This is a genomic window from Nonomuraea sp. NPDC050153, assembly GCF_044460125.1.
Taxonomy (GTDB): Bacteria; Actinomycetota; Actinomycetes; order Streptosporangiales; family Streptosporangiaceae; genus Nonomuraea.
This window is the reverse complement of record NZ_JBITJQ010000018.1, coordinates 18285-39403: the sequence shown is the minus strand read 5'-3', so window position 1 is coordinate 39403 and position 21119 is coordinate 18285. Positions and strand designations below refer to the sequence as shown.

General features: G+C 69.4%; 22 protein-coding genes and 1 pseudogene. 11 read left to right on the top strand and 12 right to left on the bottom strand.

All coding sequences use genetic code 11. From position 1 onward, the window contains the following. Positions 1-141 precede the first annotated feature (141 nt). The 6 genes and pseudogenes from ACIBQ1_RS35580 to ACIBQ1_RS35555 all read left to right on the top strand — a co-directional run. Positions 142-1737 carry an ABC transporter substrate-binding protein gene (locus ACIBQ1_RS35580; protein ID WP_397283705.1) on the top strand — a complete coding sequence of 532 codons (1596 nt, stop codon included), beginning with the start codon at positions 142-144 and terminating at the stop codon, positions 1735-1737. After that, positions 1734-2705 (top strand): ABC transporter permease, encoded by a 972-nt coding sequence (locus ACIBQ1_RS35575; RefSeq protein ID WP_397283704.1) that lies wholly within the window; start codon positions 1734-1736, stop codon positions 2703-2705. The genes ACIBQ1_RS35580 and ACIBQ1_RS35575 overlap by 4 nt, the downstream gene beginning before the upstream one ends. Beyond that, complete coding sequence (locus tag ACIBQ1_RS35570; RefSeq protein WP_397283703.1) at positions 2702-3553, top strand: ABC transporter permease; 852 nt, start codon at positions 2702-2704, stop codon at positions 3551-3553. The genes ACIBQ1_RS35575 and ACIBQ1_RS35570 overlap by 4 nt, the downstream gene beginning before the upstream one ends. Next, positions 3550-5259, top strand: a complete 1710-nt coding sequence (locus tag ACIBQ1_RS35565) for an ABC transporter ATP-binding protein (protein ID WP_397283702.1) — start codon at positions 3550-3552, stop codon at positions 5257-5259. The genes ACIBQ1_RS35570 and ACIBQ1_RS35565 overlap by 4 nt, the downstream gene beginning before the upstream one ends. 2 nt (positions 5260-5261) lie before the next feature. Continuing rightward, entirely contained in the window at positions 5262-6017 is a 756-nt protein-coding gene (locus ACIBQ1_RS35560) for a (2Fe-2S)-binding protein (protein ID WP_397283701.1), read from the top strand. Then, positions 5933-6154: pseudogene (locus tag ACIBQ1_RS35555) on the top strand (hypothetical protein); the annotation flags it as partial. The gene ACIBQ1_RS35560 and the pseudogene ACIBQ1_RS35555, both read left to right, overlap by 85 nt. Before the next feature lie 349 nt (positions 6155-6503). On the opposite strand, the gene ACIBQ1_RS35550 reads toward ACIBQ1_RS35555, so the two are convergent. The 3 genes from ACIBQ1_RS35550 to ACIBQ1_RS35540 form a co-directional block, all read right to left on the bottom strand. Beyond that, positions 6504-6659, bottom strand: a complete 156-nt coding sequence (locus ACIBQ1_RS35550) for a hypothetical protein (RefSeq protein WP_397283879.1) — start codon at positions 6657-6659, stop codon at positions 6504-6506. Positions 6660-6864: 205 nt separating this feature from the next. Beyond that, positions 6865-7473, bottom strand: a complete 609-nt coding sequence (locus ACIBQ1_RS35545; protein ID WP_397283700.1) for a DUF305 domain-containing protein — start codon at positions 7471-7473, stop codon at positions 6865-6867. A gap of 80 nt (positions 7474-7553) precedes the next feature. Beyond that, the gene (locus tag ACIBQ1_RS35540; protein WP_397283699.1) at positions 7554-7964 is read right to left on the bottom strand and encodes a hypothetical protein; all 411 of its coding nucleotides are present in this window, start codon (positions 7962-7964) and stop codon (positions 7554-7556) included. Positions 7965-8389: 425 nt separating this feature from the next. On the opposite strand from ACIBQ1_RS35540, the gene ACIBQ1_RS35535 reads away from it, so the two are divergent. Genes ACIBQ1_RS35535 through ACIBQ1_RS35525 form a run of 3 tightly spaced genes read left to right on the top strand, consistent with a single transcriptional unit; the run spans position 8390 to position 9909 of the window. After that, positions 8390-8527, top strand: coding sequence for a hypothetical protein (locus tag ACIBQ1_RS35535; RefSeq protein WP_397283698.1), 138 nt, complete (start codon positions 8390-8392; stop codon positions 8525-8527). Between the two features lie 60 nt (positions 8528-8587). Then, entirely contained in the window at positions 8588-8962 is a 375-nt protein-coding gene (locus ACIBQ1_RS35530) for a BlaI/MecI/CopY family transcriptional regulator (protein WP_397283697.1), read from the top strand. Beyond that, the gene (locus ACIBQ1_RS35525) at positions 8959-9909 is read left to right on the top strand and encodes a M56 family metallopeptidase (RefSeq protein WP_397283696.1); all 951 of its coding nucleotides are present in this window, start codon (positions 8959-8961) and stop codon (positions 9907-9909) included. Before ACIBQ1_RS35530 ends, ACIBQ1_RS35525 begins: the two co-directional genes overlap by 4 nt. A gap of 478 nt (positions 9910-10387) precedes the next feature. Here the strand turns inward: ACIBQ1_RS35525 and ACIBQ1_RS35520 are convergent, their stop codons facing one another. The 4 genes from ACIBQ1_RS35520 to ACIBQ1_RS35505 are packed head-to-tail and all read right to left on the bottom strand — an operon-like array spanning position 10388 to position 14097. After that, positions 10388-12622 carry a heavy metal translocating P-type ATPase gene (locus tag ACIBQ1_RS35520; RefSeq protein ID WP_397283695.1) on the bottom strand — a complete coding sequence of 745 codons (2235 nt, stop codon included), beginning with the start codon at positions 12620-12622 and terminating at the stop codon, positions 10388-10390. Positions 12623-12643: 21 nt separating this feature from the next. Beyond that, a complete protein-coding gene (locus ACIBQ1_RS35515; RefSeq protein ID WP_397283694.1) occupies positions 12644-13585 on the bottom strand; it encodes a hypothetical protein in 942 nt (313 codons plus the stop codon). Continuing rightward, the gene (locus tag ACIBQ1_RS35510; RefSeq protein ID WP_397283693.1) at positions 13582-13791 is read right to left on the bottom strand and encodes a heavy-metal-associated domain-containing protein; all 210 of its coding nucleotides are present in this window, start codon (positions 13789-13791) and stop codon (positions 13582-13584) included. Before ACIBQ1_RS35510 ends, ACIBQ1_RS35515 begins: the two co-directional genes overlap by 4 nt. A gap of 24 nt (positions 13792-13815) precedes the next feature. Continuing rightward, a complete protein-coding gene (locus ACIBQ1_RS35505) occupies positions 13816-14097 on the bottom strand; it encodes a metal-sensitive transcriptional regulator (RefSeq protein WP_397283692.1) in 282 nt (93 codons plus the stop codon). Positions 14098-14198: 101 nt separating this feature from the next. On the opposite strand from ACIBQ1_RS35505, the gene ACIBQ1_RS35500 reads away from it, so the two are divergent. Continuing rightward, positions 14199-14432: a hypothetical protein gene (locus ACIBQ1_RS35500; RefSeq protein ID WP_397283691.1), complete on the top strand. Its 234-nt coding sequence runs from the start codon at positions 14199-14201 to the stop codon at positions 14430-14432. A 207-nt stretch (positions 14433-14639) separates the two neighbouring features. Next, on the top strand, positions 14640-15581 hold the full coding sequence (locus tag ACIBQ1_RS35495; protein ID WP_397283690.1) for an NlpC/P60 family protein: 942 nt from the start codon (positions 14640-14642) through the stop codon (positions 15579-15581). 420 nt (positions 15582-16001) lie between these two features. Here the strand turns inward: ACIBQ1_RS35495 and ACIBQ1_RS35490 are convergent, their stop codons facing one another. From ACIBQ1_RS35490 to ACIBQ1_RS35470, 5 genes are all read right to left on the bottom strand, one after another. Further along, positions 16002-17006: a saccharopine dehydrogenase NADP-binding domain-containing protein gene (locus ACIBQ1_RS35490; protein ID WP_397283689.1), complete on the bottom strand. Its 1005-nt coding sequence runs from the start codon at positions 17004-17006 to the stop codon at positions 16002-16004. A gap of 84 nt (positions 17007-17090) precedes the next feature. Then, on the bottom strand, positions 17091-18506 hold the full coding sequence (locus tag ACIBQ1_RS35485) for an MFS transporter (protein ID WP_397283688.1): 1416 nt from the start codon (positions 18504-18506) through the stop codon (positions 17091-17093). A 108-nt stretch (positions 18507-18614) separates the two neighbouring features. Further along, positions 18615-18917, bottom strand: a complete 303-nt coding sequence (locus ACIBQ1_RS35480; RefSeq protein ID WP_397283687.1) for a hypothetical protein — start codon at positions 18915-18917, stop codon at positions 18615-18617. A 55-nt stretch (positions 18918-18972) separates the two neighbouring features. Continuing rightward, positions 18973-20097 (bottom strand): serine hydrolase domain-containing protein, encoded by a 1125-nt coding sequence (locus ACIBQ1_RS35475; protein ID WP_397283686.1) that lies wholly within the window; start codon positions 20095-20097, stop codon positions 18973-18975. A 652-nt stretch (positions 20098-20749) separates the two neighbouring features. Beyond that, positions 20750-21040 (bottom strand): hypothetical protein, encoded by a 291-nt coding sequence (locus ACIBQ1_RS35470; protein WP_397283685.1) that lies wholly within the window; start codon positions 21038-21040, stop codon positions 20750-20752. Positions 21041-21119 lie beyond the last annotated feature (79 nt).

Below are 21119 nucleotides of genomic sequence, written 5' to 3'. Positions count from 1 at the left end.
GAGTTTACATATTGAGCTCTTGTATCTACGGAAAACCTCTATAGAGTCGCATGCAACACCGCCCGCTCCGCGCGGCGGCAGTCTCGACCTCTTATACCCCCGGGAGGTTCCGTGTACCGGCGACCCGTCAGATCCATCGCGATGGCAGCCGCACTCTGTTTAGGTCTGGCCGGATGCGGCGCAGGTACTCAGCCTCCGCAGACGCAGCAGCAGACCAAGGCCGCCGCCAAGAGCGTCACGATCGCCATCTCGTCCGACGAGGGCACGCTGACCCCCTTCACGAACCAGACCGGCTACCCGGGCAACAACCTGGTGAAGCTGATCTTCGACACCCTGGTCATCGTTCAGGGCGACGGTGTCACGCCGCTGCTGGCCAAGCAGATCGAGACCACCGACAACAAGGTCTTCACGATGCCGCTCAGGTCCGGCGTCACCTGGCACGACGGCAAGCCGCTGACCGCGGACGACGTGGTCTTCAGCTTCGACTTCTACAAGAAGAACATGGAGGGCGACTCCGCGATCGACGTCCGGCCGGTGGAGAAGGTGAGCGCGAGCGGCGACACGGTGACCCTGACGCTCAAGGCTCCCGACCCCGAGTTCCCACGGCGGATCCTGGCCGACATGGCGATCCTGCCCAAGCACGTGTGGGAGTCGGTGGAGAAGGTCAGTGAGGCCGGGGCCGACAAGGCGGTCGGCACAGGGCCGTACAAACTCACCCAGTACGACAACGCCCGCGGCTACACGCTCACCGCCAACCCGTCCTACGCGATGGGCAAGCCGAAGGTCGAGGCCGTGAAGGTCGTGGTCATCCCCGAGGAGTCCACGCAGTTCGCCGCCCTGCGCACGGGCGAGGTGCACATGTCCACCCGCATCGTGCCGCCGCAGCAGCTCCAGTCGCTGCAGAGCCAGCCGGACATCGGCATCGTGAAGGGCACCGAGTTCGCCTCCACACTGCTGGCCTTCAACACCACCAGGGCGCCGTTCGACAAGCCGGAGGTCCGGCGCGCCCTGGCCAAGGCGATCGACGTGACCGACCTGGTCAAGACCGCACTGCTCGGCCAGGGCACACCAGGCAACCCCGGGTTCATCCACGCCGACTCCCCCGTCAAGCCCGACCGGCTCGCCCCGGTCTACGACGTCGAGGCGGCCAAGCGTGAGCTCGACGCCCTGGGCGCCAAGCCCGGTCCCGACGGGGTCAGGGTGCTGGACGGCAAGCCGATGTCGTACGAACTCCTGGTCCAGAGCACCTCCACCGACCGGCTGCGCAGCGCCGAGCTGATCCGCGACATGCTCAAGGCGGTGGGCGTGAGCGTGAAGGTCACCTCGCTCGACCCCGACTCGCTGGACGCGAAGGTGTGGCCCGACTACGACGTGCGCAAGGGCCGCAACTACGACATGTCGATGTGGGGCTGGTCCGCGCCCGTCATGCTGAGCAGCGGCAGCATCGCCCAACTGCTCGCCTCCGACCCGGACGACGGCTCCCTGAACATCGTCGGCTTCAAGAACGACGAGGTCGACGCCATCGTCAAAACCCTGACCTCGGCCCCGACGATGGAGGCCAGGACGGCGGCGGCCAAGCAACTCCAGACGCAGATCGCCGAGCAACTGCCCTTCCTCACGCTCTACTACCGCAACGGCGCCTACGCCTTCCGAAAGGACGTCTACGGTGGCTGGAGCTGGCAGAACGGCTCAGCAGTGCTCAACAAGTTCTCCCTCGTCGACCTCAAGCTCCAATGACCTGGAGATACGCAGCGGGCCGGCTCGCCGAGTACGCCGCCGTGCTCGCGGTCGCGCTCACGCTGAACTTCGCGCTGCCCCGGGCCCTGCCCGGCGGCCCGCTCAAGCTCTTCGGCAGCCCTGAGGCGCTCGCCCGGCTCACCGCCGACGAGCGAGCGCAGCTCGCCACCCAGTACGGCTTCGGTAAGCCCGTGCACGAGCAGTTCCTCGACTATCTCGGCGGCGTGTTCACCCTCGATCTCGGCACCTCCCTGTCCGACGGGCGGCCTGTCACGCAGGCCCTCGGCGAGGCGCTGCCGTGGACGTTGCTGCTGGTCGGCACCAGCATCGTGGGCACCGCGCTGGTGGGCGTCACGCTCGGCGTGCTGGGCGCGCTGCGCAGGCGCCGGGGCAAGGGCTCGGGGCTGCTCGGCACGGCCATCGTGCTCGACTCGTTTCCGCAGTTCTGGCTGGGGATGTTGCTCATCGTCCTGTTCGGCGTCCAGCTCCGGCTGCTGCCGACCTTCGGCGTGTCGGGCGTCGAGGGCGTGACCGTCCCGGGTGTGCTGTTGCACCTGGTCCTGCCGGTGAGCACCATGACGCTGACCGGGATGGGCTACCTGTTCCTCTACACCCGGTCGTCGCTGCTGACCGTGCTGACCAGCGAGCCGATCGAGCACGCGCACGCGCGCGGGGTGCCGTACGGGCGGCTCGTCCGGCGGCACGCGCTGCGACCGGCGCTGCTGCCCGTCCACACGATCCTGATGATGGAGATCGGCTTCCTGGCCGCGGGCTCGATCGTGGTCGAGACCGTCTTCGCCTACCCGGGGCTAGGGCGGCTGACCTTCGCCGCAATCGCGGCCCGCGACTATCCGCTGATGCAGGGCGCGTTCCTGGTGCTGACGGTGCTGGTCGTGCTGATGAACGCGCTGGCCGACGCCACGTACCCGCTGCTCGATCCCCGCGCCAGGGCCGGAGGCGGCCGATGATGTTCCTGCGTGCACCTCGTCGCAACCTCCTCGGCACCCAGGGTCTGATCGGGGCTGGAATCCTTGCCGTCGTCATCGGGGTCTCCTTGTACGGCGCGGCGCTGCCCGACGACGCGGGACGCGCCAGGGTGGCGGCCCCCTACGCCCCACCAGGCGCGGGACTGCCCCTCGGGGCCGACGACCTCGGCCGCAACCTGCTCGACCAACTCGTCGTCGGCGCGGGCACATCCCTGAGCCTGGCGTTCATCGTCGCCATCTGCACGACGCTGCTGGCCGCGCTGGTCGGCGGGGCGGCCGGCATCGGCCCGCGCTGGCTGTCGGCCACCCTGATGCGCGGCACCGACGTCATGCTGGTGCTGCCGGAGCTGATCCTCTACATCCTCGCGGCGGCCTTCCTCGGCCAGTCCTTCGGCACGCGCGTGGCGATCCTGTCACTGATCCTCTGGCCGGTCCCCGCCAGGGTGCTGCGCGCGGCCGTCCTGACCGCGTGGTCCCGCGGCCATCTGGAGGTGGCCCGCGCGATGGGGGCGCCGCGCTGGTGGCTGCTCCTACGGCACGGCTCGTACCTGATCGGCCCCCTGCTCATCCCCGTCTTCGTCCGTACGGCGATGCGCGCGGTCATCTACGACGCGACGCTGTCGTTCCTCGGCCTGGGCGATCCGACCGCGCCGAGCTGGGGCACCACGCTCTTCTGGGTGCAGACCAACGGCGTGTTCCTGTCCGACGCGTGGCTCTGGTGGGCGCTCCCGCCGGGCGCCGCGATCACGCTGACCGTGCTCGCCCTCGCCCTCATCGGCATCGCCGTCGAGGAACGCCTCAACCCCGCGCTCAGAGAGGCCACCCGATGACGCTGTCACTGCGCGACCTCACGATCGGCTACGGCGGGCTGAGCGCGGTCGACGGCATCAGTCTGGACGTCGCCGAGGGCGAGATCGTGGCGCTCGTGGGCGAGAGCGGCTGCGGCAAGACCTCACTCGCCCGCGCCCTGCTCGGGCTGCTCCCCCGCACCGCGACCGTGACCGGCTCGGCGCTGCTCGGCGAGGACGAGCTGGCCGGCCGTACCGACTGGAGGAACGTACGGGGCAGCCGAGTGGCCATCGTGCCGCAGGGCGCGATGACCGGCCTCAGCCCCGTGCACAGGATCGGCGCCCAGCTCACCGAGATGCTCGCCCTGCACGGCGGCCATTCTCAGCCCGCCGAGCTGCTCGAACGCGTCGGCCTCCAGCAGGCCATGTTGCGCTGCTACCCGCACGAGCTGTCGGGCGGCCAGCGCCAGCGGGTCGCGATCGCCCTGGCGCTGGCGGGCGAGCCCCGGCTGCTGGTCGCGGACGAGCCCACCACGGGGCTGGACGTGATCACCCAGCGGCAGATCCTCGCGCTGCTGGCCGGTCTCGGCACCAGCATGCTCATCGTCTCTCACGACCTCGCCGGGCTGATCCCGTACGCGGACCGGGTCGCGGTGATGTACGCCGGGCGCCTGGCCGAAGTGCGCCCCGCCCGCACGCTGGCCGACGAGCATGCCCACCCGTACACCGCCGGTCTGCTCACCGCCACCCCCGTCGCGGACCGGCGGGTGCCGTGGGGCAGCATCCCCGGCTCCGCTCCAGCGCTCGACCTGCTGCCGAGCGGATGCAGGTTCGCCCCGCGCTGCCCCCTGGCCACCGACCGATGCGCGGACGAAGCTCCGCCGCTACGCGCGTACGGCGCGGCGCAGGTGGCCTGCCACCATCACGACAAGCCGGCGTACCCGGTGGTGCCACGGGGCGACCACCCGCAGGGGCCGCCGGTCGCCCGCGTGCGGAGCGTCCGGCACGTCTACCGCGCCCGGTCGAGGACCGTGGAGGCGCTGCGCGGCGTGGACCTCGACGTCCATGCAGGCGAGATCGTCGGGCTCGTCGGCGAGAGCGGCTCCGGAAAGAGCACCCTGGCCAGGATCATCCTGGGCCTGCTGCGGCCGTCGAGCGGCCGGGTGGAGATCGCGGGCGAGGAGCTGACCGCGCGGCGCGGCCGTGCGCTCCGCCGCCTCCAGCAGCGGATCGGCTTCGTCCACCAGGACCCCTACGACGCGCTCCACCCCGGGATGCGCGTCGAGAGCCTGGTGTCCGAGCCCCTGGTGCTGGCCGGCACGCCGCGTGAACAGCGGGCCGGCCGGGTACGCGAGGTGGCGAGCGCCGCCGGGCTGCCGGTGACCGACGAGTTCCTGCGCCGTTTTCCCGGCCAGCTCTCAGGCGGTCAGCGGCAACGCGTGTCCATCGCCCGGGCGCTCGCGGCCGAGCCCACCCTCCTGATCGCCGACGAGGCCACCTCGATGTTGGACGTCTCCACCCGCGCCGGCATCGCCACCACGCTGCGCACCCTGGCCGTCGACCGGGCGCTCGCCGTGCTGTTCGTCACCCACGACCTGGGTGAAGCCGTGCAGTCGTGCGACCGGATCGTGGTACTGCGCAACGGAACGGTGGTCGAGCACGGACTCTCGGCGGACCTCGCCCGCGCCCCTTCCCACGCATATACGGCACAACTCCTCGAAGCAGCATTGACGAACAAGGACGGGTAAGAGTGACGGACGTCTTCGCGCGGCTCGAATCTTTCGGCGACCGCTTCCGCCTCCAGCGTGGGCTCACGCCGGGAGACGACTGGATCGGCTGCGATCGGCTGCTGGATCCGTGGTCCGACGAACTGGGCCGGGTGCTCGACGCCGAGCGCCGGGCCAGCGGCCAGGTCTCCGACCACGCGACCGCGCTGACCGTGATGGCGGTTTACGCCGGCACGGTGACCGCGGCCGCCATGCTGGCCTGGGCCGTCGACGGCGCGGTGATCGACATGCGTCCGGGCAACGTCGCCATCCGGCTCTCTCCCCATCATGGCTTCGAGGCAGTCGGGCTGCGCGAGCCCGCGTTCACGCAGGCGCCCGTGGAGCGGCTGGTCGCATGGGTGGTGGACGAGCATCTGCTGCCTCTGGCGCGGGCCATGCGTGTACGCACCCGAGCCGGCCTGCGGCAGCTCTACGGCGGTGTGGCCCATGGGTGCGCGGCGGCCTTCTGCATCGCGAGCCGGCGAGGAGGAGACGTCGACCAGCTGGAGAGCGCGTACAAGACCTTCCTGGCCGCGGCCACCGGAGACCTGGAGCGTTTGGGCACGGTGATCCGGCTCAAGGAGGGCGATCGGGAAGGGCTCTTCTACCTGCGTAACACCTGCTGCCTCTACTACACCTCGGCCGAGCAGGTGAAGTGCTCCAGCTGCTGCCTGGACTCCGTCGACGATCGCATCGCGAACTATCGGCGAGTGCTGGCCGACGGCGTCGTACCGCACTAACAGACAAGACGTCCAATAAGCACCGAGAACCCCGAGGTCCAGCGGCGATTACTCGATGCCGCAGGCGAGATCGTCGCCGCCGACGGCCGGCCCTGCGCATCGACGACCTCGTCCGGCGGGCGGGGCTGTCGGTCGGCACCTTCTACCTGTACTTCGACAACAAGGCCGACCTCTTCGTCCAGCACACCGAAAGCCTGCACTTCAGGAACGCCGGCAACGTCGAGACCACCGTCGGCCCGCTGTCCACCTGGGCCTTCGAGCAGCAAGCGGACGACCTGCGCCCCCTTCTGGAGACGGCCATGGGCGAAGGAGCGATCCGCGAAGAGGATCCCGGCCTGCTCGCGCAGGCCGTACTCGACCTGAACCAGCACATCGCGGCCTTCTGGCTGGAGCACCCCGACCAGTACTCCCGACAGCGGATCAAGCAGTTCCTCTCCGATTTCATGGACACCGGCGGCCTGCTCCACCATGTCATCAACGTCAACTTCACGCGCCCGACTCCATGTACCTGCCCGCCGGACCGGGAGCCGGGACCGACGGGCACCTGGCCGGCGCCAGCACCGTGACCTCCGACGGCCATCCGAACGCGCCGCTCATGGCGTACATGGGATCGGTGTCGGACTTCACCACCTGCGACCCCAACCTCGCCTTCTCCTTAGGGGACAAGATCAGGGTCCACACCCGGTACAACGAACCCGCCGCCTATGACGGCGTCATGGGCATCATGGTCGCCTTCGTCCGCCGGCGACAACCGATCCATGAAGGGCCGGCCGCACGCCTGGCCGTTCCCTGCATACGCGGACATGAGACCGCCCGGGCACTCGGCGCGCCCGGGCGGATCCCTGGATCAGAGCCGGTCGAGGATCTTCTGCATCTGTTCCACCTCGGCCTGCTGGGTGGCCTCGATAGTCTTGGCCAGTTCCTTGGCCCGCGGGTCCGAGCCGCCCGTCTGCTCGGTCTTGGCCATCCCGATCGCGCCGTTGTGGTGGGCGATCATCTGCTGGACGAACAGCTTGTCGAAGGCCTTGCCCTTGGCCGCCTCCAGCTTCTTCATGTCCTCCTCGGACATGACACCCGGCATGTCATGCCCCATGCCACCCTCGGACGCGGGCTTGCCCCACTCCGTCAGCCAGCCCTTCATGGTCTGGATCTCCGGGTCCTGAGCTGCCTTGATCTTCGCCGCGAGTTCCTTGACCTCTGGGTCGCTCGCCCGGGTGGAGGCCAGGTCGGCCATCTCGACCGCCTGCTCGTGGTGCGGGATCATCATCTGCGCGAACATGACATCAGCGTCGTTGGACGCACCCGACGGCTGCGCGCTCGCGCTGGTGGCGGCAGGCGCGCCGGCGCTGGTCATCCCCTCGTGCCCGGCCATGGAGTCGCTGTTGCCACCGCACGCGGTCAGCAGAGCGAGCCCGCCCGCGGCGACGGCAACGGAAATCTTGCGGTTGATACGCATGGTTGTCTGGTCTCTCGATGTGTTGGGACTGTCGGCCTGTATGCGGACCGACTCGGGGCAGGTCCGCGCGGAACATCGGCCTATATGCGCAACATCGAGAGACTTGCCAGGCGCAAGGATGTGGTCTTGGGAGGAGGCCTGGCGACCTGCCGGACGGGTGGACGGGACCAGCCTCGGCCGCCGGTTCGCCGCCGCGCTTTGATCCAGGCGGCCAGCATCATCATGACCATGAACGAGGTCAATACGGCCAGGCACACGTCCGTCGGGTCGAACCCGGGCGCGTCATGCTCGGGAACGAATGCCTGCAGCCCCGCCGGAGCCATGGGAACGGGCTCCGGAGCGACGCCCATGCCACGGACATCGGACGAAGTGCCGCCGTGGCCGCCGTCGAGATGTCCCAGCGTGTGCATGCCACACACGCCCAAGGCGAGGAAGACGAGCAGGAAGCCGCGCACGACCCGCAATGCGAGGCGTCGCCGCGCAACCCCCATCGGCTCTCCCTTGGCAATCGGAACTTCCCGAGCCCCACCAATTTACTACGAAGCCTCGTAGTGCCTCACGGGCGCTGCCACACAGGGGTACGGCCCCCGGCACGTAGACGTTCACCAGGAAGCCGAAGCGCCACAGCCGTCACCGGACCGGCGACGCCGGTCCGGGCGTTGCGGGTCCAAAAAAGGGATCGTGCCGCAGTCCGGCGATGCGGAGCCGCTCCGGTCACACGGCGGTCAGCTCGTATCCGGCCTCTTCAACGGCCTCACGCACAAGAGCCTCCTCAATGGGCTCGTTCCCCGTCACGGTCACCTTGCCGGTGGCCACCCCCTACGGGTATCTGAGCTGAGCGCTACGACGAGAAGGCTTCGACAGCACGATCACACTGATCGGCGACGAGCGTCTGCTCGCTCTGGGCGCCTCGGACGTGGTGGCCGCCGGCGACGTCGCCCGCTTCGCCAAGGACGGGGTGCTCGTCGGCGCGGTCGCGGCGAACTCCCACAAGGACCTGATCCGCATCAAGCGCACCCTTGTGACCGCAGACCCTTTGGACGCCCTGCCATGACGGGAAGATCTACGATCGCCGGTAGCATTGAGTGGACCGGCGGGCGGAGGAGGCTGGCAGATGGCGCGTGGCCTGGGAGAGCTCGAGTCCACGATCATGGACCGCATGTGGGCCGTCAAGGAGCCCGCCTCGGTCAGGGACGTCCTGGAGCATCTCCGAAAAGACCGCGTCATCGCCTACACGACCGTGATGACCGTGATGGACAAGCTCCACACCAAGGGCCTGCTCAAGCGCAGACCGGTCGGCCGGGCCTACATCTACGAGGCGGTGTCGTCGAAGGAGGCCTACACCGCCGATGTGATGCGCCAGTCTTTGGCCGGCAGCGGCAACAGGGCGGCCACGCTGGTGCACTTCCTCGAACGACTCACCCCCGAGGAGGCGAGCGCGCTGGAGGCGGCGCTCCGGGTGTACCCGGCGAGAGGCCGCAGTTCATGACGGTGGCCATCGCCCTCGCACTCTACGGCGCCCTTGCGGCCCTTCTGCTGCCGAGGCTCCTGCGGCGAGCAAGGTGGGCCGACCGCGCACCCCGGCTGGCGATCGTCATGTGGCAGGCGGCAAGCGTGTCGGTGGTCGTGTCGGTGCTGCTGTCGGCGTTCGCCGTGGCCGTACCCGCCTCCGTGGTGGGGCACGGCCTGGCCGGGCTGTTCGAGGCCTGCGCCGCCTTGCTGGGCGACGGGGCGACACTGAGTTCGACGAGCACGCGGGCCGGCCTCGTCGTCGGCGGGCTCGTCCTGGCGCGTTTGGCCCATATCGGTGGAGTCGTGCTGCTGGGCGCGCGCCGTGAACGGCGCCGGCATGGCGAGGCGCTCTCCCTTTTGGGCAAGCACGACCTCGATCTCGGCGCGCTCGTGGTCGACTACGACGAGCGCCTGGCATACTGCCTGCCCGGCCGGAAGGGGCACACGGTCATCACCACCGGCGCGCTGCGCTCGCTCGCGCCGGAGCAGGTCGCCGCCGTGCTGGCCCACGAGCATGCCCATCTGCGCGGGCGCCATCACCTGGTGCTGGCCGGCGCCGAGACACTGGCGCGGGCGTTCCCTCGCGTGCCGCTGTTCGAGCAGGCTCGGGCCGAGATCGCCCGCCTGGTCGAGTTGCTGGCGGACGACATGGCCGCCCGCCGTCACCCGCGCGTCCACATCGCAGCGGCCCTGGTCCGACTCGCTACGGGACGGGTTCCGGCTTTCGCGCTGGGCGCGGGCGGCGAGACGGCGCTCACCCGCGTGCGCCGGATGCTGCATCCACAGGAACCGCTCGACCGGCGAGAGCGTCTCGCCGGGCTCTTGGCTGTGACGGTGTTGCTCGCCGGTCCCGCCACGCTTGCCGTGGCCCCGGGCGTGGGCGCGTTCCTCGCCCACCACTGCCATTCCTTCCTCACCCTTTAGCCCCTCTACGAAGAGGGCTAGTAGTTGGCCTAGCTCTGGCGAGCTGTGGTCAGGCGTCGCCGGAGCCCAGCGGTACGGGCAAGCCCGACCTCGGTGTGGGCCATGTCCACGGCCTCTACGCCGCGGGGCACTATGGGCTGTTCAAGGTCACATCCCTCGGCCTCATCCGATCGTCCGACTCTGGGCTCACCTGGAAGTCGATCTCGGCGGACGGCTCCGCCGACTTCCACTCCATCCAAGCCGCCCGTGGCGTTCCCAGCCGTGGCAGTACGGGCAGTGCACCACGCCGTCTCCCCAGCGGTCCACCAACCCGGGAACCGAGGGCAGCACGTCTCGCACGCCCGTGGCCAGCACCAACCGGTCTGGCCGCCGCGACCAGCCTCGTGATGTGCGTCGGCCAGGGGCTATGGATGTTCGTCACAACATAGGGGCTGTGAATGGCTCCGAGCCGATCGGCTCGGAGCCATTGCGCCTGGACCTACTTGAAGCGGCGTAGCCGCAGGCTGTTGCTGACCACGAAGACGCTGGAGAACGCCATCGCGGCTCCGGCGATCATCGGGTTGAGCAGCCCGAGGGCGGCCAGCGGCAGGGCGGCCACGTTGTAGGCGAACGCCCAGAACAGGTTGCTCTTGATCGTGCCGAGCGTCCTGCGCGACAGGCGGATGGCGTCGGCGGCCACCCGCAGGTCGCCGCGGACCAGGGTGAGGTCGGAGGCTTCGATGGCCGCGTCGGTGCCGGTGCCCATCGCCAGCCCGAGGTCGGCCTGGGCGAGCGCGGCGGCGTCGTTGACGCCGTCGCCGACCATGGCCACGACCTTGCCCTCGGTCTGCAGCTTCTTGACGACATCGACCTTGTCGGCGGGCAATACCTCGGCGATCACCTCGGCGATACCCACCTCGGCGGCCACCGTCTTGGCCACGGCCTCGTTGTCGCCAGTCAGCAGCACAGGAGTGAGGCCGAGCGCCCGGAACCGCTCGATGGCCTCCTTGCTGGTGGGCTTGACCACGTCGGCCACCACGAGCACCGCGCGGGCCTGGCCGTCCCAGCCGACCGCCACCGCGGTCCGGCCGGCGGCCTGAGCGGCGTGCAGCTCTCGCTCGAGGTCGGGCGTGAGGTGCTGTGACCACTCCTCCAGCAGCCTGGGCCGACCCACGAGCACGGCGTGCCCATCGACGATGCCCTGCACGCCGAGCCCTTCGACGTTGGCGAAGTCCTCCGGCGTGGGGAGTTCACCGACGCGGACGGTGGCGCCCCTGGCGATGGCCTGGGCGATCGGGTGCTCGGAGGCGTGCTCCAGCGCCCCGGCGAGGCGCAGCACCTCATCCTCGTCCTGACCCTCGGCCACGTGGACATCGGTCAGGGTCATCTTGCCCTCGGTGACCGTGCCGGTCTTGTCGAGGACGATCGTGTCGATCCGGCGGGTGGACTCCAGCACCTCAGGGCCCTTGATCAAGATGCCCAGCTGGGCGCCCCGCCCGGTGCCGACCAGCAGCGCCGTCGGCGTGGCCAGCCCCAGCGCGCACGGGCAGGCGATGATCAGCACCGCGACCGCCGCGGTGAAAGCCGCGCCCACGCCGTCGCCGGTGCCCAGCCAGAACCCGAGGGTGCCGATGGCCAGGGCGATCACGACGGGCACGAAGATGCCGGAGATCCGGTCGGCCAGTCGCTGCACCTGCGCCTTTCCGGTCTGGGCCTCCTCCACCAGCTTGGCCATCTGGGCGAGCTGCGTGTCGGCGCCCACCCGCGCGGCGCGGACGATCAAGCGCCCGCCCGCGTTCACGGTGGCGCCCGTGACCGTGTCACCAGGCCGGACCTCGACGGGTACGGACTCGCCGGTCAGCATGGAGGCGTCGACCGCCGAGGTGCCATCCTCGATCACCCCATCGGTGGCGATCTTCTCGCCCGGCCGGACCACGAACCGGTCTCCCACATTGAGCTGGTCGCTCGGGATACGCGTCTCCACACCGCCGCGCAGCACGGCGACATCCTTGGCGCCCAGCTCCAGCAAAGCCCGCAGCGCCGCACCCGCCCGCCGCTTGGAGCGCACCTCGAAATACCGGCCGGCCAGGATGAATGCCGTCACCCCTGCCGCCGCCTCCAGATAGATGTTGCCCGACCCGTCGCTGCGCTCGATCGTGAACGCGAACGGGTGCGTCATGCCCGGTGTCCCAGCCGTGCCGAAGAACAGGGCCCACAGGGACCAGCCGAGTGCGGCGAGCGTGCCGATCGAGATCAACGTGTCCATGGTGGCGGCGCCGTGCCTCAGGTTGGTCCAGGCGGCCTTGTGGAAGGGCCAGCCCGCGTACACCACCACCGGCGCGGCCAGCACCAGCGACAACCACTGCCAGTTGGTGAACTGCAACGGCGGGATCATCGCCATCGCGATCACCGGCACGGCCAGCACCACCGACGTCACCAGCCGCTGCCGCAGCGGCTGGAGCTCGTCCTGCGGCTCCTGCTCGGCCGCTTCCGCCTTGGGCGGCGCGGGCAGAGCGGCCGTGTAGCCGGCCTTCTCCACCTCGGCGATGAGCTGTTGCGGGTCGACATCCTCGGGGAAAGTGACCCTGGCCTTCTCCGTGGCGTAGTTGACCGTCGCCGTCACGCCGTCCATCTTGTTGAGCTTGCGCTCGATGCGATTGGCGCACGAGGCGCACGTCATGCCGCCGATCGAGAGCTCGACCGCGTTCTGCCGGTCGTCAGTGACAGAGGACATCACCGTTCTCCTTTCTCTCGTTCAGTGGCCGTGCCCGCTGGGCGTCGGCGTCGGGATCGCGGGCTGCCGGCTTGCGCCGAGGGTGAAGTCGGCGGTGCGGACCTCGCCCTCGTGCTGGAAGTCCAGGAACAGCCTGTAGTCGCCGGTGCTGGGCACCTCGGCGTAGAAGACGATCTCGGGCCCGGCCTTGGTCTTGCCGTCGCCGGGCGCGCCGTCCGGGTGGACGTGCAGGTAGGCCAGGTCCCTGGCGCGCAGGGCGACCAGGTGGCCATAGGCGCCGAGGTAGGGCTGCAGGTCGGTGACCGGCTTGCCGTCCTTGCTGACCTTCAGGGTGAGCTTGCTCGCCTGCCCCGGCGTCAGCTCCCCGTCCAAGGTCACGGTGTATCCGTCAACGTTCGCCGTACGGCTCTCCTCCGGCAGCGCCTCGGGCTTGTAGTCGCCTGCCACGGACAGATCGGCGCCCAACGTCAGCCCGTCACCACCGGTGGGGGCGAAGTCAGCGAACGCCCGGTACGGGCCCGCCTTCGGCAGCGCCAGCTTGACCGACCAGGTCCCGTCAGGCGTCATCTCCGGATGTACGTGCTGGAAGCTCTCCAGGTCGCGGGAGACGACGATGAAATGCAGCTTCTTGTCGTGCTCGACCTGGTAGTCGGTGACCGGCCGGCCATCGGGTCCGGTGACGGTGAAGCGGACGTCGGTCGACTCGCCCGGCTTGATCGTCTCGGTGAGCGGGTTGAGGGTGTAACCGTTCTCGGACACTTGGAGCCCCCCAGGGGTATCGTTCGTCGCCTGCTGGGTGGCGTGCTCCCCATGGCCCGCGCTCGCGGCGGGTGCCGCCATGGCGCTGTGGTCCTCCACCGACGGTGCTGCGACCGGGCCGACCGCCTTTCCCGCTCCCAAGGCACCGCCGAAGACGACGGCCAGGCCCAGGACGTAGGAACCGAGCTTCGTTGCGGTGTTCATGGGTTCGCCACCTCGTATCCGGCCGCCTCGACCGCGGCAGCGATCTTCGCCGCGTCGATGGGACCGTCGCTGTCCACGGTCAGCAGCCCGGTGGCCAGGTCGACTTCGACGTTCGTGACGCCGGCGACCTCTCCGACCTCTTCCTTGACCGAGCTGACGCAGTGGCCGCAGGTCATGCCCTTGACGGTGTAGGCGGCGGTGCTCATAGCAATCTCTCCTTCACATCCGGGTCAGGAACGAACAAGTCTGGCGATGGCGTCGGAGGCTTCCTTGACCTTCGCCTCAGCCTCCGGACCGCCCTTGAGGGTGGCCTCGGCCACGCAGTGGGCCAGGTGCTCCTCGAGCAACAACAGGGAGAACGACCTCAGCGCGCTGGTCGCCGCGGACACCTGAGTGAGGACGTCGATGCAGTACTTGTCTTCTTCGACCATCCGCTGCAGCCCACGAATCTGCCCCTCCACACGGCGTAGCCGCATCGCGTGGTCCTGCTTGCCGTCGGTGTATCCGGCCATGTCAGCTCTCCCCTCGGGTCTGTCACCCGTGCCGACACCATACCCCCCTATGGTATTCCTGCCGTCAAGAGCACCACGAAGAGAAACCTGAGGAGTCCGACATGCCACACGTGATCCGCAGGCCAGGCGTGCTGGAAGGGACGTCTTCGGCCGACTTCCTGGCCACCGTCCACGTGGCCAATGACGCGATCACCGCGATGCCGGGCGCCCTGCTGCCGACGTTGCTGGAGCGGTTTCAACCCGGGCCGACAACGCCGGCCTTGATCGTCGCCGTCTATTCGATCGCGTCGTCCGCTGATGCACCCGCGCCCCGGGCTCCTGGCCGGGGCGTATGAACGCCGTGGAGGTGGCCCGCGTATCTCCCATACGGATCGTCAGACCATCCGCTATGCGTCATAGTACGTCCTGGCCTCGTGAACCGAATTGTCACGAACGAGACCGGCAGACCTTCAAGGTCTGTACTATTTCGCTCCAGGTTTGGAGAAGTACGAGGAGGCGTCGTAGTGGCCGTGCCGACATGGCTTGGGCGAACAGCGGTACCCGTGGCCCTGGCACTGGCCGCGTCGATCGCCGCCCCGGGCGCTGCCGTCGCCGAACCGTCACCCGCCAAGGCCCGAGCCAAGCTCGTGAAGCTCAACGAGCAAGCCGACCAACTGGTCGAGAAGTTCAACCAGGCCAGCGAGACGTTCAAGAGCGCCAAGAAGAAGTACGCCACGCTCAACGCCGAGCTCGGCCGCAAGAACGTCCGGGCCGACGAGCTCCGCCGCGACCTCGTCACGGCGGCGGTCAGCGACTACCAGGCGGGCCCGTTACCACTCTGGGGACGCCTTGTCGGCCAGAGCGACCCGCAGGCGTTCCTCGGCAGCATGGCCTCGCTCCAGGAGATCGCCGAGGCCAGGGCCGCGAAGATCCGCGCCTACGAGGCGGCCACCAAGGAGCTGCGCGACAGACGTGACGAGGCCAAGAGCGCCCTGGCCGCGGCCGAGACCGCACGCGGCAAGGTCCGCGACGAGAAGACCGCGGTCGAAAAGCTGGTCAAGGAGCAGACCAAACTCCTGCGCAGCCTCGGCGCCTTCAAGACCGGCGACCCCGACAGCCCCGGCATCCAATACACCGGCCCCGCCTCCGGCAACGCCCGTTCAGCCCTCCAGTTCGCCTTCGCCCAGATCGGCAAGCCCTACCGATGGGGCGGCACCGGCCCCGGCTCCTACGACTGCTCCGGCCTCACCCAGGCCGCCTGGCGCCAGGCCGGAGTCGAACTCCCTCGCACCACCTACACGCAATGGGACTGGGGCGCCGGCCGCCGCGTTCCCCTGGACCAGCTGCAACCCGGCGACCTGCTCTTCAGCAAGGGTCTGGGACACATGGGCATGTATGCCGGCAACGGCAAGATGGTCCACGCCCCCCAGACCGGAGACGTCATCAAAGTCAGCGACCTCGACGACTACTGGCGTAACCGCCTGCTGGGCGCCGTCCGCCCGTAAAGGTCGACACCGCGAGTCACACCCGCCGCCCAGACGAGCAACGGCGCGGGCAAGCGCACCGGGTCTGCGGAGCCCATCGGGTGGATGCACCGGCTCTGTCGGTTTCGCCGAGCCAATCCGGTGATTCCGCAAGACGTCGGGCCGGCACGCCGGGCTGCTTGGCCCGGATGTTCCTCTCGCCGGCCTCGCCCGACTCTCCGTGATCTCCGGCTTGCCGGACGTTTGCTGCAGCCGAACGAGCGCCGCGCTGTGAGGGCGAGGACCCGCCCCAATCGAAGGCTTGACTCCATCGAAACCACGACCGCGCCGATACCATGCACAGCGTCCGCCGCAATGCCGTGGAGTATGGCGACATGGTGAGGAGCGGAGCCGACCCGGATGGTGATCAAGGCGACGAGCAGACCCTGCGCCTGGTGTCAGTCATCGACGGCCGTTCTCCAGATGGTCGTCGTGGTCGATGCGGAGGTCGAACTCGTCGGCGGCGAGTTCGGTCAGGAAAACGACCGGGTCCACCAGTTGCTCGATGTGCCGGACGCCGGGCTGCAACCCGGGCAGATCGCGGATGAGCAGGGCGGCGGCACGCCCGGTGGCGCGGCTCTGCAGCCGTCCGCTGAGGGATGCCCGGGCCGTGCCCGAGTCGACCGTCACAGCGAACCCTTCGCTCCCGAGATGAATCTTCTCCAGCGCCGTGAGCAGCAGATCGCGTACCTGCCGGCGGCGTAGCAGCCGGGCGGCGGCGGGCCGCCCGGCCGCGGCCAGCAGGCCGGTGGTGATGCGGGAGTCCAGACACAGCCCGGTCCGCGCGGCGGGCACGCCGAGGGTGCGTGGCAGCGTGTACTGATCGGAGAACGGGAAGCGGTGAACGGTACGCGTGCCGTGCGGCGCGGGAAAGTTCATCGTCCACGATCCGTCGAGCCGACCCAGCCCGTCCAGAGTCCAGGCGATGGCTGCTCGGCCATGCCGCTCCCCCGAGCCGAGCAGCACCCCGATGCGCAGTTCCGTGGCCGGTGAGCGTTCGACGCAGATGCGGGCCAGCAGGTTGGTGATGCCGGGGACGAGGCCGACGCTGAGGGCCGCGGTCGCGCCGCGTGCCCGGGCCAGGTCGTCGAGGTGCTGGATTTCGGCCAGCACGTGATGGGAGGCCGACACGTCCACGTACCCGATGCCGCGTTCCAGGCAGGTGCGGGCTACCCCGGCGTTGTCGCTCTCGGCACACATGAGAACGGTGGTGACGCCGTCGAGCGCCCTGGCCAGCTGGTCGGGGTCGGCGGCGTCCACGCGCATCGCCGTGGTGGCCGGCCCGGGCCGGGCCAGGCCCGGGTTGCGTCCGGCCACGATCACTCGGATACCGGGGTAACCGATCAGGACGGCCGCGGCCTCGCGGCCGACTGCGCCGTATCCGCCGAGGACAAGGACGGTGTTCATCGCTGGGTTTCTCCTTCATGCGAGCCGCTGCGCCGCCCGCGGCACCACGGTCCAATCGCGTTGGCGATCGGCGGGCTCGGGACGTCAGTGGCCGTGGCCGACGAACGCCTTGGCCGGTCGGCCCGGCGGTACCAGCCCGAGAGAGACGGCCGCGGCGACGCCCGCGACGACGGCGCACAGCGTGAGCCCCGCGACGAAACCTCCGACGCCGCCCGGTGAGCCCGGTGCGAGGCCGGCCGCGGCGACGGTCGAGACGGCGGCCACGCCGATCGAGCCGCCGAGTTCGTGGAAGGTGTTGATGACGCCGGAGGCCACGCCGTTCTCGCCGGGCGGGATGTTGGCCATGGTCGTCGTGGTGGCCGTCACGAACGCCGGCCCGATGCCCAGCGCCGCCAGCACGAAGCCGGGCAGCAGCGTGGTGTACGCGCTCGCCTCCGGTGAGATGCGGGTCATCAGCGCCGCTCCGGCCGCCGTCAGCGCGAAGGAGGCCACCGCCACCGGCCGTCCGCCGATTCTGCCGATGAGATGCCCGCCGAGTTGCGCCCCGATGGTGATCGCGACCGCCACGGGCAGGAACAGCAGTCCCGTCTCCAGCGGGCTGAACCGCAGCACGTGCTGGAGGTAGAGCGAGCTGAGGAAGAACAGCCCCAGCATCAGCCCGGTCGCCACCAGCATGACGAACGTCCCTGAGAGCACGGGCCGCCTGGCCAGGGTCTCGGGGCGCATCAGCGGGGATCGTACCGACCGCTCGACCACGACGAACAGCACGTACAGCAGCGCCGACCCGGCCAGCGGCAGCAGCGTGTCCGTCGCGCCCCAGCCGGTGTCGCCGGCCGTCACCAGCCCGTAGATCAGCAGCGCCGTGGCCAGCGTGACCAGCAGGGCGCCGGGCACGTCGACCCGCTCGCGATTGCCGGGCGCGGGCGGCACCAGGGCGGGCACCGCTACCAGCACGGCCAGCCCGATCGGGACGTTGACGAAGAAGGCCCATGTCCACCCCGGCCCGGCGGTCAGCAGGCCGCCGGCCAGTACGCCGATGGCCGCGCCGGTGCCGCCGATGGCGGCCCAGACGCCGAGTGCCCGGCCGCGTCGCTCGCCCGTGAAGGTGGTGGTGATGACGGCCAGTGCCGCGGGGGACAGCAGTGCCGCGCCGGTCCCCTGCAGCGCTCGCCCGGTGATGAGTGTGGTGCCGCTGCCGGCCAGTCCGCACAGCAGCGAGGCCGCGGTGAACAGTCCCAGGCCCGCCAGGAGTGTGCGGCGGGCGCCCAGGGCGTCGGCGAGTCGCCCGCCGAGCACCATGAGGCCGCCGAAGCAGAGCGTGTAGGTGGTCACGACCCAGGTGAGGGATTCGCGGTCGAGCGCGAGGTCGGCGCCGATGGTCGGCAACGCCACCTGTACGACTGTGATGTCCACGATCAGCATGAACTGGGCCAGGCACAGCAGCGCCAGCAGGCTCCACCTGCCGGTGTGCTTTTTGGGGGGAGCCGTGTGAAGGTTCATCCGAAATCTCCTAAACTCGAACAGTGGTGTTCAAGTTAGCACGCATGAACCATACCGGGGTAGGGCTTGATGGACGCCGGGAGGGCCGCGCGACGCGGGCCGGTGGGACTACGGCCGGGCAGGCGTGAGCAGCGAGAGCATCGTCTTGACCAGCACCGGCTCGACCTCGTCGGGCGCGAGCCGCCCGGCCTCGCGCTCCTGCGCGGCACTGTGGATGATCGAGAAGAACGTCGTCACCAGCCATGCCGGCGGCAGGTCCGTACGGAAGCCGCCCTCGCGCTGCCCGCGCACGATGAGCCGCTCCACCCGCCGCAACGGCTTGTCGTGATGCTCCCTGATCCGCTCCGTGGCCAGCACCCGCTCGAACTGGTGACCGTGCCCCTGGGAGGCGGAAACTTCCTGCGCCGTCACGGAATCCGTTGAGTGAAGACGGCGGCTGCAGCGCCGCACCAAGAGAGCGGCCGCGTCAATCCTCGCCAACCACGGCCAGGTCGTCGCCCAGCGCGGCGGCGATCTCCGCAGCACGGGAATGATCATCCAGCCGTCGCGTCACGTAGGCGCACCCGTGGTGGTGCTTGCGCGACCACCAGGCGGCCGAACCACCGATCCCGCCCTTGGCGATCTTGCCGCGGTCCCGGACGAACCCAAGTGTCCAGGTGATCCTGGTGCCGAAAACCTCGTCGAAGTCCGTGACCTGGGGAGCGAGGAGTTCGGCGTGCAACTCCGGCCCGAGCAGCGCGCGCACAGGGCCGTCCTCGCCGGTCAGCTCGGAAAAGAAGCGCGCCATGGCGGTGGCAGTCGTGTGCAGGTTGACCGCACCGAACACCGCCTGCCGCCAGGCCGTGGAGTTCGCCCGCTCGACATCCAAGGTCCCGTCCGGAATCTGCAGCCACGGCGCCGCATGCAACTGCAGCGACCAGCTGGGATCGGCGTACTCCAGGTCGGCGACGCGGTCCAGCGCGTCATCCGGCACCCCGAACCACGCGTCCAGCCCCAGCGCGGGCCGCACTACCTCGTTGAACGCCTCCCCCAGCGTGGTGCCGGCACCTGCGCGCAGGATGCCGTCCACCAGGTGCCCGTAGGTCAGCGCGTGCTCCCCGAGCGACGTTCCCGGAACGTACTCCGGCGCCGCCCGTGCCAGGCTCTCACGCAGCCCGTCGTCGTCCAGGAGGTCCAGGGCCGCCGCCTCTGCCGGGAAGCGCGGCTGCCCTGCCTGGTGTGTCAGCACCTGGCGCAACGTGGTGCGCTCCTTGCCTCTGGCACCATACTCAGGCCAGTACGCGGCCACCGGCTCGTCCAGTGCCAGCGCGCCCTCGCGCACCGCCACCAGGGCGGCGAGGGTCACGAAAGACTTCGACAGCGAGTACGGCTGGACGAGGGTGTCAGTGCGCCATGACCGGCGCCGCGCGGCGTCGGCCCATCCCCCGCTCAGCCGGACGACCTCACGGCCGTCCCGCCACACCGACACCCCCGCCCCCGTCTCCCGGCCCTCGTCAACCAGCTTCTGGAACACCTCGCGCACCTTGTCGTATCCGTCCGCGACGAACCCCTCCACCTGCACCGCAGCGGATATCTCAGATCCTTCGTTCACTTCGCATACCTCCTGTGGATTGGCTCCCTTTCCTCGAAATATACCCACATAGGGTATCTGCTATCGGCGTGGCAGCCCGCCCGCCCTCACGGGAAGACAGGCGAACAGGACGGTAGCGGCGGCAACGCCAAGCACAGAGGTGTAGTCAGGAATCGTGTGAGCATCGATGGGCCGCAAGGCCACCGCGAACTGGTACGGCCACGACTGGTGGCCAAGCCCTCAGCCGACCGTCACTCTCTCCGGACGCTTCCCGACGCGGCGGAAGCCGATCACTGATCGACATGAAGTGCGATGAATTGTTCCCGCTTCACCAACAGGAGTTTCGGCTACGCAACGTCGCTTGCCATCGCCTCTTGGGATGAACGAAGCCGACACTCGCGGCCTCAGATACGGCGCTTGAACAGCCTTCTGATACGGCTCATGGGTTCGAGTAATCGGGTGAGCGCGCTGACCTTTCACCGAACCAGCGGTCGACTCGAGTAGGGTCGCCGTCACCATGGCATCGTGCGACGTCTGGATACTGCCTGTGGCAGGTACCGGGCACCATGGTTGGGCCGGAAGCTGTCCGGAGACGCCAGTCGGCTCCGCGCCTCATCCGCCGGCGGGCGTGTTCGCTCCCGCCCGCCTGGCCGGGAGCGAACACGCGAGCAGGTCAGGGCTCGCGCGAGGCCACCCAGGGGCAGGCCGCACCCTGGGGATAGCAGTACCAGTAGTACCAGTACGGGGTGTCGCTGTACCAGCAGCCTCCGCTAGGAGGATCCGTCTGATAGCCCGCCGCGCGTTTGGCGGCCAGAGCCACATTGCAGAAGAGGTTGCTGCTGTAAGTTTCAAAGCGCCACTCGGACGCAGCGGTCGGCTGCGCTGCCTGAGCAGTTCCAGGAGCGAGGGCGACGGCGGTTCCTAAGGCGGCGGCGAGGACACCGGCTTGGATGAGCTTGCGCATGGACATCCCTTCGAGAACCCTGGAGTCAGGGTGAAACCTTGATGTCGCGCCCCGGCCGGAGGCTGAACACTTCACCTGT

Coding starts and splice junctions, on each gene's coding strand:
- ACIBQ1_RS35580 (WP_397283705.1), top strand. CDS start 142: ATGGCAGCCGCACTCTGTTTAGGTCTGGCCGGATGCGGCGCAGGTACT.
- ACIBQ1_RS35575 (WP_397283704.1), top strand. CDS start 1,734: ATGACCTGGAGATACGCAGCGGGCCGGCTCGCCGAGTACGCCGCCGTG.
- ACIBQ1_RS35570 (WP_397283703.1), top strand. CDS start 2,702: ATGATGTTCCTGCGTGCACCTCGTCGCAACCTCCTCGGCACCCAGGGT.
- ACIBQ1_RS35565 (WP_397283702.1), top strand. CDS start 3,550: ATGACGCTGTCACTGCGCGACCTCACGATCGGCTACGGCGGGCTGAGC.
- ACIBQ1_RS35545 (WP_397283700.1), bottom strand. CDS start 7,473: ATGCGTATCAACCGCAAGATTTCCGTTGCCGTCGCCGCGGGCGGGCTC.
- ACIBQ1_RS35540 (WP_397283699.1), bottom strand. CDS start 7,964: ATGGGGGTTGCGCGGCGACGCCTCGCATTGCGGGTCGTGCGCGGCTTC.
- ACIBQ1_RS35530 (WP_397283697.1), top strand. CDS start 8,588: ATGGCGCGTGGCCTGGGAGAGCTCGAGTCCACGATCATGGACCGCATG.
- ACIBQ1_RS35525 (WP_397283696.1), top strand. CDS start 8,959: ATGACGGTGGCCATCGCCCTCGCACTCTACGGCGCCCTTGCGGCCCTT.
- ACIBQ1_RS35520 (WP_397283695.1), bottom strand. CDS start 12,622: ATGTCCTCTGTCACTGACGACCGGCAGAACGCGGTCGAGCTCTCGATC.
- ACIBQ1_RS35515 (WP_397283694.1), bottom strand. CDS start 13,585: ATGAACACCGCAACGAAGCTCGGTTCCTACGTCCTGGGCCTGGCCGTC.
- ACIBQ1_RS35510 (WP_397283693.1), bottom strand. CDS start 13,791: ATGAGCACCGCCGCCTACACCGTCAAGGGCATGACCTGCGGCCACTGC.
- ACIBQ1_RS35505 (WP_397283692.1), bottom strand. CDS start 14,097: ATGGCCGGATACACCGACGGCAAGCAGGACCACGCGATGCGGCTACGC.
- ACIBQ1_RS35500 (WP_397283691.1), top strand. CDS start 14,199: ATGCCACACGTGATCCGCAGGCCAGGCGTGCTGGAAGGGACGTCTTCG.
- ACIBQ1_RS35490 (WP_397283689.1), bottom strand. CDS start 17,006: ATGAACACCGTCCTTGTCCTCGGCGGATACGGCGCAGTCGGCCGCGAG.
- ACIBQ1_RS35485 (WP_397283688.1), bottom strand. CDS start 18,506: ATGAACCTTCACACGGCTCCCCCCAAAAAGCACACCGGCAGGTGGAGC.
- ACIBQ1_RS35470 (WP_397283685.1), bottom strand. CDS start 21,040: ATGCGCAAGCTCATCCAAGCCGGTGTCCTCGCCGCCGCCTTAGGAACC.